Origin of the sequence: Dactylosporangium sp. NPDC000555, assembly GCF_040300025.1 — a bacterium.
GTDB lineage: Bacteria > Actinomycetota > Actinomycetes > Mycobacteriales > Micromonosporaceae > Dactylosporangium.
The window spans coordinates 128,786-143,758 of sequence record NZ_JBEPDB010000012.1 but is presented as its reverse complement, the minus strand read 5'-3'; the positions used below and the strand labels follow the sequence as shown (position 1 = coordinate 143,758).

Here is a 14,973-nt window from a genome sequence, read left to right as displayed (position 1 = left end):
GCTTCCGTAATCCCGTCAACCAGCGGCTACGAACCCGAACCGCCACCACCCGCAAAGCCCGCGGGCATCTCGACCCCCGCTAACTTCGTAGAGCCCACATAGATTGGGCCTGTGACCGATCCCTCCTCAGAACAGGGCCATCCGAGCGTCTACATCAGTTACAGCGATAGTGACGCCTCCGCCGCCGCACTGATTGCACGGGGACTGCCCGGAGAGTTCAACGTCCGACTGAACTGGGCGGACCCCGTACCTCAACCACTTGATGCCAGCTTGCTGGCACCGCTCAAGCCTGGAGATACGGTGGTTGTTCTCCTCTCTGCGGATGCGTTGGCGAGCCCATGGGGCCAGGCCGAGACTGCGAAGGCACTGGCCTTGGAGGCGCGCCGACGAAAGATAGGCATTGTCCCGGTGCTACTGGAGCCTTGCCCGCTGCCCGAGGCATTCAGGGACCGCGTAGTCGTCGACCTAAGCCGGGATGGAGCCTTGGGCGTTCCCCGGCTCATTGCGCGTCTCCGTGGGGACCGGGCCGTTGACTTCAAGTCGTTGAGCCATCGCGACTTCGAGCGTTTGGTTGGCGAAGTTCTGACACTGGAGGGCTTCAGCGTCGAAGCCGTCGGCGGTATGGGCGATGTTGGCTATGACTTTGTCGTATCCAAGGACGACCAGGTCTGGCTGGCTGAGGTCAGGCACTACTCTCAGGGACGCCTGTCAGTGGACGTGGTCCATAGAATGGCTTTTAGTGTCCTGAGAAAACGGGCAGGGGCTCGCGGACTCTTGATCACTAGCACCCAGATAACCTCGTTGGCAGCCGAGCAGCTCGTGGAATCTGCGCAACGCGTGGGCGTTACTATTAGGGTGATCGACGGGGTTGAGCTAAAGCAGATGGTGCTCGGGCACCCCGAGTTGATCGACCACTTCTTTGTGAATGCGCGCATCCATGCCGAGTGAGATAAACGCGGCGGAACGGCTACGTCAGGAGCTCGACCGTTGTCCAGCCGGAAGGCCCGGATGGCGGCGGTTTGAGGAGGTTGCTCTTGAAATCCTACAGTTCCTCTTCGTGCCTCCGCTCGTCGCCCCCCTAATCCAGCCTCGCACGTACTCCGGTATCGACCGGCGAGATGCGGTCTTTCCCAATCGAAATCATGGCGTCCCCAATCACTGGGGCCATCTGTTGTCCGAGCTTCGCGCGCGGATGATCCTCGTGGAGTTCAAGAACTACGACAGAGAAGACGTCGGGAAGGATGAGGTCAACCAAACGCGAAACTACCTGAGCGACCCGATGGGCGACCTAGCGCTTATGGTCGTAAACAAGCTCCCAAACAATTCGGCCCACATCAAGCGGAACACGATCTACTCACAGGATCGGAAGGTGATCTTGTTTCTGACGAAAGACCACCTCAAGGAGATGCTGTACATGAAAGAGCGTGACGAGGACCCCGCTGACCTGGTCATGGATGCCGTCGAGCGGTTCTACCTGCAGCACGAGTAGAGGGGCAGTGACTATTAGCCAGGCGGGCAGGGCAGTTGCCCCGCCGCGAGGCATGTGATTGAGGGACGGCAGGGACGCCTACGCCCACGCACTCCATGCATCGGTGATGATCTCGCTCAGCGACGAGTGGCTCGGTGTCCAGCCGAGATCGCGGGCGGCGAGTGTGACGTCAGCGACGAGGTGCTGAGCTTCCGGCTGCGGAGGGTTTCTCCGGACCGGCACTGCCCGGCCTGCTGTGGCCTCGGCGGCCTCGATGATCTCCGCGACGCTGACGCCGTGGCCGCTGGCGATGTTGTAGTTCTGGCTCTCCCCAGCGCGCGTCGCGTTGAGCGCGCTCAGGACGGCCGAGGCGGCATCCCGGACGTGGACGAAGTCGCGCACCGCCGATCCGGTGCCGTTGAGCGTCACGTGCTCCAGTTGACCGGTAATGGCCCGGAAGACGTTGGGGATGATCCGGGCGGTGTCCGTATCGCCGAGGCCGCCGACCGCACCGGCGAGGTTGAAGCAGCGCAGGGTGACGGCACCGATCGCCCCGGTGGCGGCGTAGGCCCGCACGAGGTCTTCGGCGGCGGCTTTGGACGCGCCGTACGGGCTGTTGGGCCGTGGCGCCAGATCCTCGGTCAGTGCGCCCTCGTAGCTGGCGCCGTAGACCACGTGCGATGAGGCGAAGACGAACCGGGCGGGCGGCCGTTCGTGCTTGACCGCGTCAATGGCCAGAAGCAGGTTGAGCGTGCCGCCGGTGTTGACGTCCCAGTAGGTGAGGGGATCGGCGAACGACTCGCGGCCCTGCGTGACCGCGGCGAGATGGCATACGCCGTCGAACTGCTCCGCCTGCACGATCTCGGCGACCCGCTCACGGTCCCGAATATCGCCCACGGCCAGCTCGGCGCTCGCCGGGGGCTTGGCGTCGGCCCGGCCGCGCGTCATGACGGTGACGTTGTGCCCCGCGGCCTGGAGTTCGAGCGTGACGGCATGCCCGAGGTAGCCGAGTCCGCCGGTGACCAGTACCCGCACGTCAGTTCCTCCCAAGGATGGTGTGGCGGTGCTGCCAGGCCAGTTCAAGACATCCTGCCGCGGCCGGCGCCAGCCGACCGCCGCTGATCAGCTCATCTAGCACGTGCCGGGTGAACGGCAGGGCCGACGTCGGCTGAACCTTGCCAGTCTTCACCACGACGCCTTCGTCGTTGCTGTCGACCATGTCGGCGAATAGCCGGTCGTACGTCTCGCCGTCGTAGACCGCGACAGTGAGCAGTTCGCCGTAGAGGGTGAGCGCGTCGAGTGCGACGCCGAGGCAGTACACCCGGATGTGTCCGGCGGCGCGGGCGGCCTCGAACGAGGCGAGCGGCTCGGCGGCGTAGTCGGCCGGGTTGCCGTCGCCGCCGTGTTCGGCGTTGCCGAGGAATTCTTCGCTGTACTCGCGCATGATGTTGCGCCACAGGTCGAAGTCGGCGGCCTGGGCGGCGGGCAGGATGCTGGAGGGCTGGAACACGCCAGCCGGCATGATGTGCAGCATCCCGCCGGCCACGGCGACGTTGCCCGCACTGCGGTTGTGCAGGACGAAGGTTGCGCCGTCCGCGTCGGCTCGAATGGTGAGCGTGTCGGTCGACGCGACCAGGCCGCGGCGGGCGAGGTCGAACGGGTCGCCGAGGTGCTTGCGGAACGTCAGGCCGCGCCAGGACGCGGGCGCGATCCGGCCGCCTTCGCCGGTGACGTGCTGCGCGGCCATCTCGTGTGCGAGTGCCTCGGCCGTGTCGACCATGCCGAAGTACGTCGACATGCCGAACCTCAGCGCGGTGTCGGCGCGGTCCCAGTCCACGCTGGTCAGGCGCCACGCGATCCGGTTCTCGAACAGCCGCGGATGGTCGACGTCCCGGATTGCCTGGCTGTACCTCGCATACCGGCGTTCCTCGCTTGCCAGCGGCCGGGTTGCGGCGCTGGCGTCCTCGGTCCCGGTCACGACGGGCTCCGCGGCTGGCGCGTCGAGAGCGATGCCCAACGCGGCGAGATCCATCGGCGTGGTCGGTATCCAGTTCGGCGGCGCGATGAGGCCCGTGGCGCCGATGCGGAGGGGCTCGTCGTAGAGGCGGGCGGCCTCCCTTGCGAGCGCGACTCGGTGGGCGTTGAGTGCCCGGCGGGTTGCGCGCCACTGGTCCTGGCTGTCGAGGACGCGCCGCGGCATGCCGGGTGCGCGGTCGTCGGTGCGGATCGCAAAGACGTCCGCAGGCTCGGGGCGTGATGGGCTGGCGACACGCGGCCTGCTGAGGCCGAGTTCCGCGACGGACACGCCGAAGTGCTCGGCGAGTAGCTTGCGGTAGAAGGGTGTCGCTCCGGTGATGCCGCGCTCCCAGCGGCTGACCTGGTTGGCCGTGATGGCGATTGCCCTACCGTGTTTCGCGCCCAGGTCGTTCAGCGCGTCGGCGACGTCCTGCTGTGTTTCGCCGGCGCCCTCACGCAGGTTGTACAGCACGAGGTTGGGCGTTGCGTCTGCCGCGCTCGACGGCACTTGGTACCTCCCCGCGAGTGTCGATCTGTCCGATGTGACGCCGGATGCCTAGCAGATGCCTACCCGCTGGCGAGCCGTGGCCGAATTGCAGGCGTTCAATGTCCGCCGCCCGGCTGATGTGCTTGACGCATGACGAACTCCGGCAAGTTGAGGCGTCGGGAACGGCGCTACGAGGCGCCGGCCGACCGCTTCGGACCAGGTGGGGCGGGCGGGATGCCGTGGTCACGGGCGACCTTGCGGATGTAGGCGCCAGTGAAGGGCGACAGCCGCTCGACCTCGGTGGGGCTAACGCCAGCCTGAAGTGCCGCTACAACCGCGGCGATGGCCTGCTGGCGAGCCTGTTCGTGGTTGGCCTCGGTGGTCTTGTACCGCCTGGTAGCGGTCGTTAGCGCGTCTCGTACGTCGGTCACGGACCAAACCATACCGCAACAGGCTTGCGCAACACACTGGCGTTCCGCTAGCGTGTTGCGCAACAGAGAATCGCATCTCTGAACTGCAGCACCGGACTGGTGGATCGGCAGGAAGGCTTCGGCGCGCCTGTGTCAGATCGCTGTGTCCAGGCTCTTTGACAACTATATGGGCTGCGCCTCCCTCGGGCTTGACCCGGAAAAGGTTGCCACGCATGGCTTTCGGTCCATGCACGCAAGACCGCCCGCGCTGAAACGGGCACCACACAACGCTTTCCGCCCAGCCGGATGCACTTCCGGCCGGGCGCACTTCTCGATCTCACAGGAGAGACCGTGATCAACGAACGTGATTCGACCGACGGCCCGAGTCCCGAGGACCTCGCCGCGATCGAGGTCGAGAGACCGCTGATTGAGGCCGAGGTGCTGTTGCTCGACGCCGAGATCAGGCTCATCTTGGCCGACCCGGAGCCGTCCGCGCTGGACTGGCGCCGGATGCGCCGCGCTGAGGCCCTCGTGCGTCGTGAGCTGCAGAAGCTGCACAACCGCATCGTTCCGTCGACCTACGCGGCGTGAGAGCGGCCGTGAGCCGCATCCGCGCCCGGTACCACGACCCGGATGGGGAGCGCTACGGCGTCCCGACGTGGTGGTGGAAGGGCGCCCCGGACGGCTACGCCACCCGGCGTCAACTGCGTGCCCGCGGGCTGCGCCCCGGTGGTCAGCCGGTGGCCGGCCAAGTTCTGTGGCGTGGTGTTGGCGGTGAGCGCGTCGCCTACCTGTACCGCCTTGACCTCGCGCGGCCCAAGCGCACCGCGAGTGCCGCGCAGCTACGCGCGGTCGGCCGGGCGCTGCTGGCCCGGCGTACCTGCTCGACGTGCGGCGAAGCGAAGCCGTACTTCATCCCGCGCTCGCTCGGCGAGTGCCTGGACTGCGCCCCGGAGGGCTGAATCCATGAGCTACTTCAACTACCCCTGCGACGTGGCCGCCGCGCTGCACGCGTTGGCGGACGAGTTGGCGGCGTTGCCGCCGTTCGAGCGGATGCCGGACCTGTGGGTGTCGGTTGACATCCAGGTGTGCCAGCATGACGGCACGCCGGCCGAGCGGATCGCCGCGGTCGACGCGCTGGCGTTCGCGGTGCTCGGCCTGGACGCCTCGACCATGCCCCTGTCGAACGGCTCCTACCACCACCGCACCCCGGTCGAGAGCGGCGCCCGTGGTGACGGCCTCGAGGTGACGGTCTACACGCGGGTTCCGGCGCCGGATGCGGTGGTGGCCGCATGAGCACGTCGACTGTCCGCAGCGCCTACCCGGCCACCGTGGAGACCCTCCTGCCGCGTGTCCGCGCGCTCGCCGAGGATCTGGGCGAGCCCCCTTCGCGGAACCGGGTCATGAAGGAGTTCAAGGTGGGCCCGGACAAGGCCAAGGCGCTGCTCGGGCACCTGCACACGGACTTCACCACCGTCCCGCCGGTCGTCCCTGTCGCCGCCACAACGGACCTGGAGCCGGCCGCCGACACTTTCGACGTCCCGGCCGTGCTCGACGCCGCGCCGGCCGCCGTACTACCGGAGGTCACGCCGCAGGTCACGGGTGTCGCAGACCTGGACACCACGATCACGGACGCCGGGGCTACTGAGGCGCCGCACGCGGCGGGCAAGGTGCGTTCCTGGCAGGTGTGGGTGCTGGCGCTGCCCGCGTTCGTGGCCATCTGGTCCGGGTGGGTCGGACTCGGTGAGCTGACCGGGTTCGGGGTGGTCCACCCGCTCCCCGGTATCGCGGGCGGTGTGTCGCTGAACACGGCGATCACGCTGCCGATCGGTGTGGAGACCTACGCCGCTTATGCCCTGTCGGTGTGGCTGTCCGGCGGCTATCCGGTACCGGTTCGTCGGTTCGCCCGGTGGTCCGCGATCGGGTCGCTGATGTTCGGCGCGGCCGGGCAGGTCGCCTACCACCTGATGACCGCGGCCGGGATCACCAGTGCCCCGTGGTGGATCACTACCGCCGTGTCCTGCCTGCCCGTGGCGGTGCTGGGCATGGGTGCCGCGCTGGCGCACCTGATCCGCACCCACAAGTAGCCCCGCCCGGTGCGCGGCCCTCTGGCCTGGAAACCGTGGCCGCGCACCGGCCCTCACCACCATCCAGCAGATGGCAGGAGACACCCATCATGACAACCCGCCCACTCTTCACCGATGCCGAGGTCGCCGCGCTGGCCGCGGTGCATGCCGAGATCCTCGCCGGCCTCGACGCGGGCATCGACCAGCCGGCCGCCGCCGTCCGGCGTGTTCCGGCCCGGCTGGTGCGTCTGCGGTTCCCCGGCGCGGTGCTCGCGCTCGCCGGTGTGGTGACCGCGCGGTTGCTGCACTCGCCGGTTGCGGTGCTGCTGTTCGGCGGTGCCGCCGCCGTGTTCGTCGCGCTGATCGCTGTCAACGCTCGGTGGGACTCCGCCCGGGTGCTGCGGCCCCGGGACGGGGGCGAGCGGTGATGTTCACGGCCTACATGACCCCGCGGCCGCAGTGGCGGCTGCTGAATCTGGTGTACCTGCGGATGCAGTTGCGTGAGCCGCGGATCGCCTCGTTTCTGCTCGATTGGGCTGACGCCGACGTCGCTGACCTGGCCGAACAGGTCGACCTCGGCATGTTGCGGGCGGTCCGGGTGGACACCGACGCGCCGGTGCGGGCGGTGGACCTGGTGGCCGGCGAGCTGAACTGGGTGCGGCTGTCGCTGACCCCGCCCGGCGTGCGGTGGGTGCGGGCCAATCCGCACAACAAGGTGCTGCACGCGATCGCGCACCGTCATCGCCCATCGGTGGCCGCGGTGCTGGCCGCGGCGCAGGTGGACTTCTGCGACCTCGGCGTGGTCATCGACGCCGGCTTGGTCACGTTGACCCACGGCCGGTTCGGCATGACCCCGCTGTCCACGAGCGACGCGCCGGCGGCGCTGACGACCGCGCGGGAGGAGTACTTCTGCGCGCTGACGCCCGCCGGCCGCGGCCTCATCGACCTGTCTTAACCCCCCTGCTTGACCTTCAGGAGCGCTGATGTCTCGAAAGGCTTCTCCCCGCGCTGTGCAGGAGTCGCAGCGCGACACCCGGTCGTTGCAGGTCCGGGCGATCCCGTTTCTGCCGCCGTGGATCCTGGCGTGCGCGGTCCCGGCCGCCAGCATGGCGGCGCACCACTCGTGGGGTGGCGACCCGGTCGTCACGCCCCTGGCGGCGCTGGGCATGTCGGCTGCTACGGCCGGGTTGACCGGGTTGTCCTGGGCCATCTCCAAGAAGGCCGGTCGTGAGGCGATCATCCGGTGGCACACCGCGGTCACGGTCGGCGCTGCTGGTGCCGCTGCGACCGGCACGATGATTGCCGGTCTTCCCCGGCCGTGGCTGGACATCGTGCTCGGCGCGGGTGCGGTCCTGGCTGCGTCGTGGAACCTGCGCCGGTTCGACGCGCTGCGCTCCGACACCCGCGAGGGTGGCGACGCCAACGACGAGTCGTGGGGCGAGGTGCTGGGCATGGCCAAGACCCGGCTGGGCAAGCCCAAGCAGCTCGGCGCGCGGGTGGAGGTCAACCTGCACCACGGCCCGGGGGAGACCGTCCGCAACGCGCAGCAGGCGCTGCCCGCGCTCGAGGGCGCGGCCGGTGCGCCGCCCGGCCGGTCGCGGGTCGTCCCGGACCCGGACAACGCCGGCCGTTCCAAGCTCGTGCTGGTCACCGAGGACGTGCTGAAGGAGACGATCCCGTGGCCCGGCCCGTCTGCCCCGGGCGGCTGCATCACCGAGCCGCTGCGGTCCGGGTTGTACGAGGACGAAGAGCCGGTGCTGTTCTGGCTGCCGGCGGCGGTGTCGAAGAAGACCTCCCGGCCGCCGACGAACGTCATGTACATGGGTATCACCCGGTCCGGCAAGACCGTCGCCGCGCTGATCAACATGGGTGGCGAGGTGATGACCCGGCGCAACGTCGTGGTCATCTGGGCCGACGCCACCAAGGGTGAGCAGACCGCTGGCCCGATCCGCGCAGGTTTGGAGCTGTACGCGGACACGGTGCCGAAGACCCGTGCCCTGTTCAAGGGCTTGAAGAACCTGGTCAAGGTCCGGGCGAACCTGCTCGGCCAGCACGGCTACCGGCAGTGGGAACCGGCCTGCTACGACGATGCGGCCCTGCGCATGCCGTACGTGATCGTCCATTTGGAAGAGGCCGACGAGTACATCGGCTCGGATGAGTTCGTGTGGCTGTGCGGCAAGGCGCTGTCGGTCGGTGTGTCGATCTCGGTGTCGTTGCAGCGTGCCGACCACGCCTCGATGCCGACCACGGCCCGGTACAACATCGGCGCCGCGTTCTGCTTCGGCACTGGCGACGACTACAGCGCGCAGTTCGCGCTGTCGGATGCCACCATCGCCGCCGGGGCGCACCCCGAGGCGTGGAAGGCCACCCGGCAGGGCTACTTCTACCTGGAGACCCCGGGGGTGGAGCAGGAGCGCTACCCGGTGCCCGCGCGGGCGTTCTACGCCAGCGACGAGGAGATCTCGGCCGTGGTCGCCCAGTACGCCCACGTCCGCGCCCGGCTCGACCCGGCGTCGCGTGACGCCCTCGGCGAGGCATACAACGCCTGCCGGCCCACCCCCACCACCGCCGCCGCGCCGGCCGCCGGTGCGGTCACTCGGCCCACCGCTGTGGAGGCCACCATGCCCAACCCGGCCACCCCCTACGACCTGCCCGCGTTCGACGCTCCCGACGACACCGACGACGACGGCGTAGCCGCCGACCTGGCCGACGCCGCCGCCGACGTGGCCGCCGAGATCGCCGCCCGTTTCCCTCGCCACGCCGAACCGCTGTCCGCCGCTGCGGCTGACAGCAGCCCCGCTGAGGCGCTGCCCGCCCTCACCGGCCCGGATCTCGCCTTCGGCGGTGGCAAGCCCGACGCCGCGACGCAGGAGCAGGCCGAAGCGGCGTTCGACACGGTCATCCGGCAGTTCGCCGCCGAAGGCCGCACCAGCGTTACGGTCGCGGAGATCGTGGCCCGCTACCCGTATCGCTCCCGCACGTGGGTGTCGCGGCGGCTGTCGCAGGTCGCCGATGGCGCCCTGATCGCCCCGCCCGGCCTCGGCCTGACCCGCGGCGAGACGGACGGCACGTACAAGGTCCACACCCTCGCCGCGGCCGGTGCGTCTCACGCTGCGTGACGCACGTGTGCGCACACCACGGGTGTGCGCACACCCGAAATCCCCTTAAGAAACCCGACCGTGCGCACGGTGTGCGCACACCCACGCACCCCGTGCGCACACCGTCCCCGCACACCACCCGCTATCTACGCACCGTCACCGACCAGAGGGAGTCACACCGTGGCTGGCATCGACGACCTTCAAGGCGTCTACTCCACCTCCGAACTGCGCCAGATGTGCGAGTCCGGGCGGCAGGTGTTCAACGTCGCCGCCGACCGGCTGGCCATCACCGCCGCCGAACTCAACGTGCTGCTGCGCACCGTGCCCGGCAACCCACTGCTGCTCGGACTCGACAGCCGCGCCGTGGCCAAGCGCATCACACGCCACCTCGTCCGCGCCGCCGCCCTGCAGACCGAAGCGGCCCGGTCGATGAAGGACACCTGGTTCGCCTACGAATCGCTCATCCTCAACCCGCCCCAGCTCAACGGCGGCCGCAAGTTCGACGTGAAGGGCTGACCGGTCATGGGCTGGTTCCACGACGAAGCACGCCGGGCCGCCGCCCGCCAGTTCGGGCGGCGCCTCTACCCCTGGTACGTCGCCGCACACGCGGCGCGCACCGCCGCCCCGTGGGCCGCCGCCGCCGCGCTGCTCACCGCCGCAGGGTTCGGCGCCGCCTGGCTCGCCGAGCGCACCGGCCTGCCGGCCGCGCTGCGCATCGCCGCGCTCGCCGTCGCCGCCGCGCTGCTGCTGTGGCTCGGCATCGAAACCGTCACCGGCGCGGGCGTCCGCCGCCGCGCCGCCGGCCACCGCAACCCCATCCCGTACCTCGCCATCACGGCTGTCGCCGCACTGCTCGGGGCGTCATTCCTCATCCGCTGAGTTGATGGCCGAAACCCACCGAACCGCACCATCGCGCGCACCTCACGAAAGGACCCTCGCTGTGAACCCGCTACGGCTCAACCCCGAGCAATGGACCGTGCTGCTCCTGCTCGGCCGTGACCCGTTGCTGAACCTGCCCGAACTGCGTCGCCGCAGCTCTGCCACCGATGAAGACCTGCTCGACCTGTCCGACCTCGGATACATCGTCCACGACATCGGCCGCGGCAAGCCGCTGGACCGAGAAGGGTTGCGCCTCCTGTCGACCTGGTACATCCGGATCACCCCGGACGGTCGCGTCGCCAACAAACTGCTCGACCCCTTCCGGCGCGTCATCGTGCATCTGGCCTACAACACAAGTGGTCTGCCCGCGGCCAAATGCGCCAGCGACGCCGTGGCCTCTATGGATGACCTCAACGCGCTCAGCGCTGCCGGCCTTATCGCCGCTCACCACCCGAGCCACCGCGAACCGATGCCCCTGGCCGCCCTCCCCTCGCACCTGCGCGCCACCGCGCAGGTCACCCTGACCAGCCGCGGACGCAGCTACCGCTAGGAGCCCACCGATGTCCAATCTCATCCGGCTGACCCCGGCACAGTGGCACCTGCTCATTCGTGCCGCCCTACGCGGCGCCCCGATCACCGACGTGTACTCGTGGATGTCCGCCAGCGACGCTTCCGCCGACGAGGTCACCGACCTGGAAGACCGGCGGCTGATCGCCGGAAGCTACGACGGACGGCCCCAACGGCTCAGGTTCCGCCACGAGCGGATCGAGCCCGGCTGCTCCGTCCGGCTCACCGGCTCCGTACAGCGGCACGTCCTGACGGGGCTCTACCCGCAATACCGGGTGCTGCGCTACCTGGACAGTTACCGCAGCGTCGGTGTTCCACTGCGCCACCTGCGCACCGCTGACATCAGCCTCGACACGCTCTACCACCTGGACGAACAGGGCCTCATGGAGGTCGGCAGGAGCGGAACCCAGCAGGGACGCAACCCGGTCCGGCTCGCCACGATCAACCGCGCCGACTTCACCAACTCGAACCACCCCACCGTGCGCGGACTCTACGCGTTCATCACCGTGACCGGCCGCCCCTACGCCCAAGGTGAAGACCTCTACTAACCGCGCTAAGCCGCCGCTGAACGTGTTGCGGCACAACCGATCTCAGTTCACCTCACTGTCCTGAAAGGACGATCGTCGTGGCCAACGACACCACCATCACGTTGATCGGGAACCTGACCGACGACCCGGAGTTGCGGTTCACGCCGTCCGGCGCGGCCGTGGCGAAGTTCCGGGTGGCCTCCACCCCGCGCTTCATGGACAAGACCACCAACGAGTGGAAGGACGGAGAGCCGCTGTTCCTGTCCTGCACGGTCTGGCGCCAGGCGGCGGAGAACGTCGCCGAGTCGCTGACCCGCGGGGCGCGGGTGATCGTGTCCGGGCGGCTGAAGGCCCGCACGTTCACCGACAAGAACGAGCAGAAGCGCACCGTGTTCGAGCTGGACGTGGACGAGGTCGGCCCGTCGCTGCGCTACGCCACCGCGAAGGTCCAGAAGCTCGCCCGCACCACCGGCGGCAACGGCCCGGCCGCCGATGACGACGCGTGGGCGTCCGCGTCGCGTAGCCGCCCGACCGGCGGCGGCTTCTCGAGCGACCCGGACACGTCCCGGTTTGACGACGAGCCGCCGTTCTAGCCCCGCGCGGGGCACGGCCCCAGCGGCCTAGGAACCCTCGGCCGTGCCCCGCCCTCCCCGCGCAAGCCATCTGCACAGCCCTCGCAGGAGGACACCATCATGCCCGAACTTGAGGTGTGGCTGATCGGCACGCCCGACCAGCTCGACGCCGCGGTAGCCGCGCTCACCGCCACCGGCCGGCACGTGCTACCCGCCGACCCGGACGACCACCCGAAGCGGATCGCGCTATCCGGCGAGGACCGCGGCCGGCACCGGCTGTACCTGCGCATCGCCGTGGCCGCCCCACGGGCAACCGTGACCCGGCACCTCACCACAGCGGCGAGCGGCCAAGACGTGATCAGCCTCGACGCCTACCGACGCACCGCCTGAGAACTGCTGGAGGAACCCCAGAATGGCACTTCGTGCCCATTTCCCGGCGTTGCTTCGCAACGCGTTGGCCACCGCTGAGCAGGGCTGGCCCGTGTTCCTGCTCGGTCGCACCAAACGGCCCATCGCCAACTGCCCCGACTGCCAGCCACCCAAGTCGGGCCGACCGGCCCACGACCCGCAAGCATGCCCGCACCTGACCTGCCACGGCTTCTACGCCGCCACCCTCGACCCGGACCGAATCCAGGCCATGTGCACCCTCCACCCGGGCGGGCTGCTGGCCATCCGCACGGGCGTGGTGTCCGCGCTGGCGGTGCTCGACATCGACCCACGCAACGGCGGAGCGCTCGACCCGGTGCTGATGCCGCGCACCCGGTGCGTGGCCAGCGGCGGCGGGGGCTGGCACCTGTACTACCGCCACCCCGGCGGCACCCTCGCCGCCAAGCTCCCCGGGCATCCCGGCGTCGACATCAAGGCCGATGGCGGGTACATCGTGGCACCCCCATCGATCCACCCGATCACCCGACAGCCCTACCGCACGCTGGACGACCACCCAGTCATTGAGATGCCCCGGCGGCTGGCCGCGGCATGCCGACCCCGACCGGCGGTCACCGTGACCGCCCCCGCGAGCTCCAACCCACTCCGCCGCGCGGCGGGCATCTCAAACCCTCACGCACTCCTCAACGCGCACCTACAGGCGGTGCGTACCGCCCCCGAAGGCAAACGGCGCACCACCCTCTACGGCGCCGCCCGCGGCGTGGCCCGCATGGTCGCCGCCGGCGCCATCACCCACGCCGACGCCGTTGCCGCGCTCACCGCCGTTGGGCGCGACGCCCAGCAGACACCGCGCGATGTTCACAAGGCCATCGTGGGCGGCTTCCGGGCGGAAGGGCTGGCGGTATGAGCGCCCTCGACCGCAACGTGCGGGAGAGTCGCGCGGGCTCCCGAAGGAGCGGGCGGCGGCGCGACGCTCATTCGAGCAGGGAAAGCTGTCCGTCGACTTCCGGCGACAGGATCATGGCCGCCAGACGGTTCATGTCCAAGACGGAACGCGCCCTGATCGCAAGCAGATTCGGACGCACGGAATCGACGCAGAAACCGCAGCCGCTGCTCTCCACCAGCGGTTGCAACCACTCCGCACGCAGCTTGCCGGTCGCGAAGTACACAACCGGCGCGTCCGACCAGGAATGGTCCTTAGCGTGTGACCGGCAACTCGCCGCCGGGATGCCGCCGATTGCCGAAAGGGCGTGTGAAACGCCTGCAACACCGATCTCCAGCCCGTTCAGCTCGCCCAGGCCGAGGCTCACCTGCGCGGCCAGCAGATCGAACATCGCCATCTGCTCTGGATCGTCCTCCGGGGGAAACTCCGTCCCGCAGAACTCCAACACCGAGGCGAGTTCCTCGAAGGATTCGGCGTCCGTCGCCAGCAGGTCCAATGCGCGAATGATGCTCTGCTCTAGAGCGACGACCGCTTCCGCATCCGCTCGCGATATGCCGCGCATATCCCACACGTCGTGGAAATATGCGAGCCCTTCACCCGATTCTTCCTCGCTCGGCATCCAGAACTCCGCTTCTTCCGGAATCTCAGGATCAGGATCGAAGTCCGCCACCGGAATCAAGACACCACCCGCTTTCGCCCTCGAGGGGCAGTCAATCACCAGCAGCTACCGACATCAAGCGGCCTTCGCGGGCCGCGCAGCCCTCGGGGCGATGCATCCACCCGAACGGCTTGCATGTCAGCGGCCCGTCCAAGCAGGTAGTAGGGGTTGCCGAACATGAATGTCCTCGAACTCTTCGCCGGTATCGGCGGACTGTCTCTCGGCCTGCAACGGGCCGGGATGCGCATCGTCGGCCACGTCGAGATCAATCCGTTCTGCCGCGCCGTTCTGCACAAGCACTGGCCGGAGGTCCCCTCCCATGACGACGTCCGTACTGCCATCGCCTGGTGGCGCTCCCAGCCCCGTCCACGAGTCGACGTCGTCGCTGGCGGCTACCCCTGCCAGGGCGAATCACTGCTCGGCCACCGCCGCGGCGCCGACGACCCCCGATGGCTCTGGCCCGCCATGGCCGACGTCATCGCCGACCTACGCCCCACCTATGTCATCGGAGAGAACGTGCTCGGCCACCGCACCCGCGGCCTCGCCACCGTCCTCACCGACCTCCGACGCATGCGATACACCACCCGCGCCGGCGTTGTCCGAGCTTGCGAGGTGGGCGCCGCACACCCACGACCCCGACTGTTCGTCCTGGCCCACGCCCAAGAACGCGGACGCCCGCCGCGGTGCCTTGCGCCCGGCCACGATCGCGAAACGGCGCCAGGAGCGCAAGAACGGGCTGAACCTGCCCGACGTCATCGGTGGCCGGCCGAACCCGGCGTGGGTCGAGTGGCTGATGGGGTTCCCGCCCGGATGGACCGACTTGCAGCCCTCGGAAACGCCGTCGTCCCCGCCGTCGCCGAGCACATCGGCCGACTCATCACGGAAAACAGGTGACCAC

21 protein-coding genes are annotated in these 14,973 nt (G+C 69.1%); 17 read left to right on the top strand and 4 right to left on the bottom strand.

Going from position 1 to position 14,973, the window contains the following annotated elements:
- Positions 1-111: 111 nt before the first annotated feature.
- The gene (locus ABT297_RS11065) at positions 112-948 is read left to right on the top strand and encodes a restriction endonuclease (RefSeq protein WP_350547483.1); all 837 of its coding nucleotides are present in this window, start codon (positions 112-114) and stop codon (positions 946-948) included.
- Positions 938-1,489, top strand: coding sequence for a hypothetical protein (locus ABT297_RS11060; RefSeq protein WP_350547480.1), 552 nt, complete (start codon positions 938-940; stop codon positions 1,487-1,489). The genes ABT297_RS11065 and ABT297_RS11060 overlap by 11 nt, the downstream gene beginning before the upstream one ends.
- A gap of 78 nt (positions 1,490-1,567) precedes the next feature.
- On the opposite strand, the gene ABT297_RS11055 is transcribed toward ABT297_RS11060, so the two are convergent.
- From ABT297_RS11055 to ABT297_RS11045, 3 genes are all read right to left on the bottom strand, one after another.
- Positions 1,568-2,503 (bottom strand): NAD-dependent epimerase/dehydratase family protein, encoded by a 936-nt coding sequence (locus tag ABT297_RS11055; protein WP_350547477.1) that lies wholly within the window; start codon positions 2,501-2,503, stop codon positions 1,568-1,570.
- 1 nt (position 2,504) lies between these two features.
- The gene (locus tag ABT297_RS11050) at positions 2,505-3,992 is read right to left on the bottom strand and encodes an XRE family transcriptional regulator (protein WP_350547474.1); all 1,488 of its coding nucleotides are present in this window, start codon (positions 3,990-3,992) and stop codon (positions 2,505-2,507) included.
- A 167-nt stretch (positions 3,993-4,159) separates the two neighbouring features.
- Positions 4,160-4,402: a hypothetical protein gene (locus ABT297_RS11045; protein ID WP_350547471.1), complete on the bottom strand. Its 243-nt coding sequence runs from the start codon at positions 4,400-4,402 to the stop codon at positions 4,160-4,162.
- A 330-nt stretch (positions 4,403-4,732) separates the two neighbouring features.
- On the opposite strand from ABT297_RS11045, the gene ABT297_RS11040 reads away from it, so the two are divergent.
- The 14 genes from ABT297_RS11040 (at position 4,733) to ABT297_RS10975 (ending at position 13,381) form a co-directional block, all read left to right on the top strand.
- On the top strand, positions 4,733-4,972 hold the full coding sequence (locus ABT297_RS11040) for a DUF6284 family protein (RefSeq protein WP_350547468.1): 240 nt from the start codon (positions 4,733-4,735) through the stop codon (positions 4,970-4,972).
- An 8-nt stretch (positions 4,973-4,980) separates the two neighbouring features.
- Positions 4,981-5,343, top strand: coding sequence for an RRQRL motif-containing zinc-binding protein (locus ABT297_RS11035; protein WP_350547465.1), 363 nt, complete (start codon positions 4,981-4,983; stop codon positions 5,341-5,343).
- A 4-nt stretch (positions 5,344-5,347) separates the two neighbouring features.
- Positions 5,348-5,677: a hypothetical protein gene (locus tag ABT297_RS11030; RefSeq protein WP_350547462.1), complete on the top strand. Its 330-nt coding sequence runs from the start codon at positions 5,348-5,350 to the stop codon at positions 5,675-5,677.
- Positions 5,674-6,468 carry an ABC transporter permease gene (locus ABT297_RS11025; protein WP_350547459.1) on the top strand — a complete coding sequence of 265 codons (795 nt, stop codon included), beginning with the start codon at positions 5,674-5,676 and terminating at the stop codon, positions 6,466-6,468. Before ABT297_RS11030 ends, ABT297_RS11025 begins: the two co-directional genes overlap by 4 nt.
- A gap of 89 nt (positions 6,469-6,557) precedes the next feature.
- Positions 6,558-6,875 carry a hypothetical protein gene (locus tag ABT297_RS11020; RefSeq protein WP_350547456.1) on the top strand — a complete coding sequence of 106 codons (318 nt, stop codon included), beginning with the start codon at positions 6,558-6,560 and terminating at the stop codon, positions 6,873-6,875.
- Positions 6,875-7,402 (top strand): hypothetical protein, encoded by a 528-nt coding sequence (locus ABT297_RS11015; protein WP_350547453.1) that lies wholly within the window; start codon positions 6,875-6,877, stop codon positions 7,400-7,402. The genes ABT297_RS11020 and ABT297_RS11015 overlap by 1 nt, the downstream gene beginning before the upstream one ends.
- 28 nt (positions 7,403-7,430) lie before the next feature.
- Positions 7,431-9,566, top strand: coding sequence for a hypothetical protein (locus ABT297_RS11010; RefSeq protein WP_350547450.1), 2,136 nt, complete (start codon positions 7,431-7,433; stop codon positions 9,564-9,566).
- A 159-nt stretch (positions 9,567-9,725) separates the two neighbouring features.
- Positions 9,726-10,061 carry a TraA-like protein gene (locus tag ABT297_RS11005; protein ID WP_350547446.1) on the top strand — a complete coding sequence of 112 codons (336 nt, stop codon included), beginning with the start codon at positions 9,726-9,728 and terminating at the stop codon, positions 10,059-10,061.
- Between the two features lie 6 nt (positions 10,062-10,067).
- Positions 10,068-10,424 carry a hypothetical protein gene (locus tag ABT297_RS11000; protein WP_350547443.1) on the top strand — a complete coding sequence of 119 codons (357 nt, stop codon included), beginning with the start codon at positions 10,068-10,070 and terminating at the stop codon, positions 10,422-10,424.
- Between the two features lie 61 nt (positions 10,425-10,485).
- Entirely contained in the window at positions 10,486-10,974 is a 489-nt protein-coding gene (locus ABT297_RS10995; RefSeq protein ID WP_350547440.1) for a hypothetical protein, read from the top strand.
- A gap of 10 nt (positions 10,975-10,984) precedes the next feature.
- A complete protein-coding gene (locus ABT297_RS10990) occupies positions 10,985-11,539 on the top strand; it encodes a hypothetical protein (protein ID WP_350547437.1) in 555 nt (184 codons plus the stop codon).
- Positions 11,540-11,616: 77 nt separating this feature from the next.
- Entirely contained in the window at positions 11,617-12,111 is a 495-nt protein-coding gene (locus ABT297_RS10985; protein ID WP_350547434.1) for a single-stranded DNA-binding protein, read from the top strand.
- Between the two features lie 99 nt (positions 12,112-12,210).
- On the top strand, positions 12,211-12,480 hold the full coding sequence (locus tag ABT297_RS10980; RefSeq protein WP_350547431.1) for a hypothetical protein: 270 nt from the start codon (positions 12,211-12,213) through the stop codon (positions 12,478-12,480).
- 22 nt (positions 12,481-12,502) lie between these two features.
- A complete protein-coding gene (locus ABT297_RS10975; protein ID WP_350547428.1) occupies positions 12,503-13,381 on the top strand; it encodes a bifunctional DNA primase/polymerase in 879 nt (292 codons plus the stop codon).
- A gap of 67 nt (positions 13,382-13,448) precedes the next feature.
- Here ABT297_RS10975 and ABT297_RS10970 read toward each other — a convergent pair whose 3' ends face one another.
- Entirely contained in the window at positions 13,449-14,087 is a 639-nt protein-coding gene (locus ABT297_RS10970) for a hypothetical protein (RefSeq protein WP_350547425.1), read from the bottom strand.
- Positions 14,088-14,252: 165 nt separating this feature from the next.
- On the opposite strand from ABT297_RS10970, the gene ABT297_RS10965 reads away from it, so the two are divergent.
- Positions 14,253-14,969: a DNA cytosine methyltransferase gene (locus tag ABT297_RS10965; RefSeq protein ID WP_350547422.1), complete on the top strand. Its 717-nt coding sequence runs from the start codon at positions 14,253-14,255 to the stop codon at positions 14,967-14,969.
- The last annotated feature ends 4 nt before the right edge of the window (positions 14,970-14,973 follow it).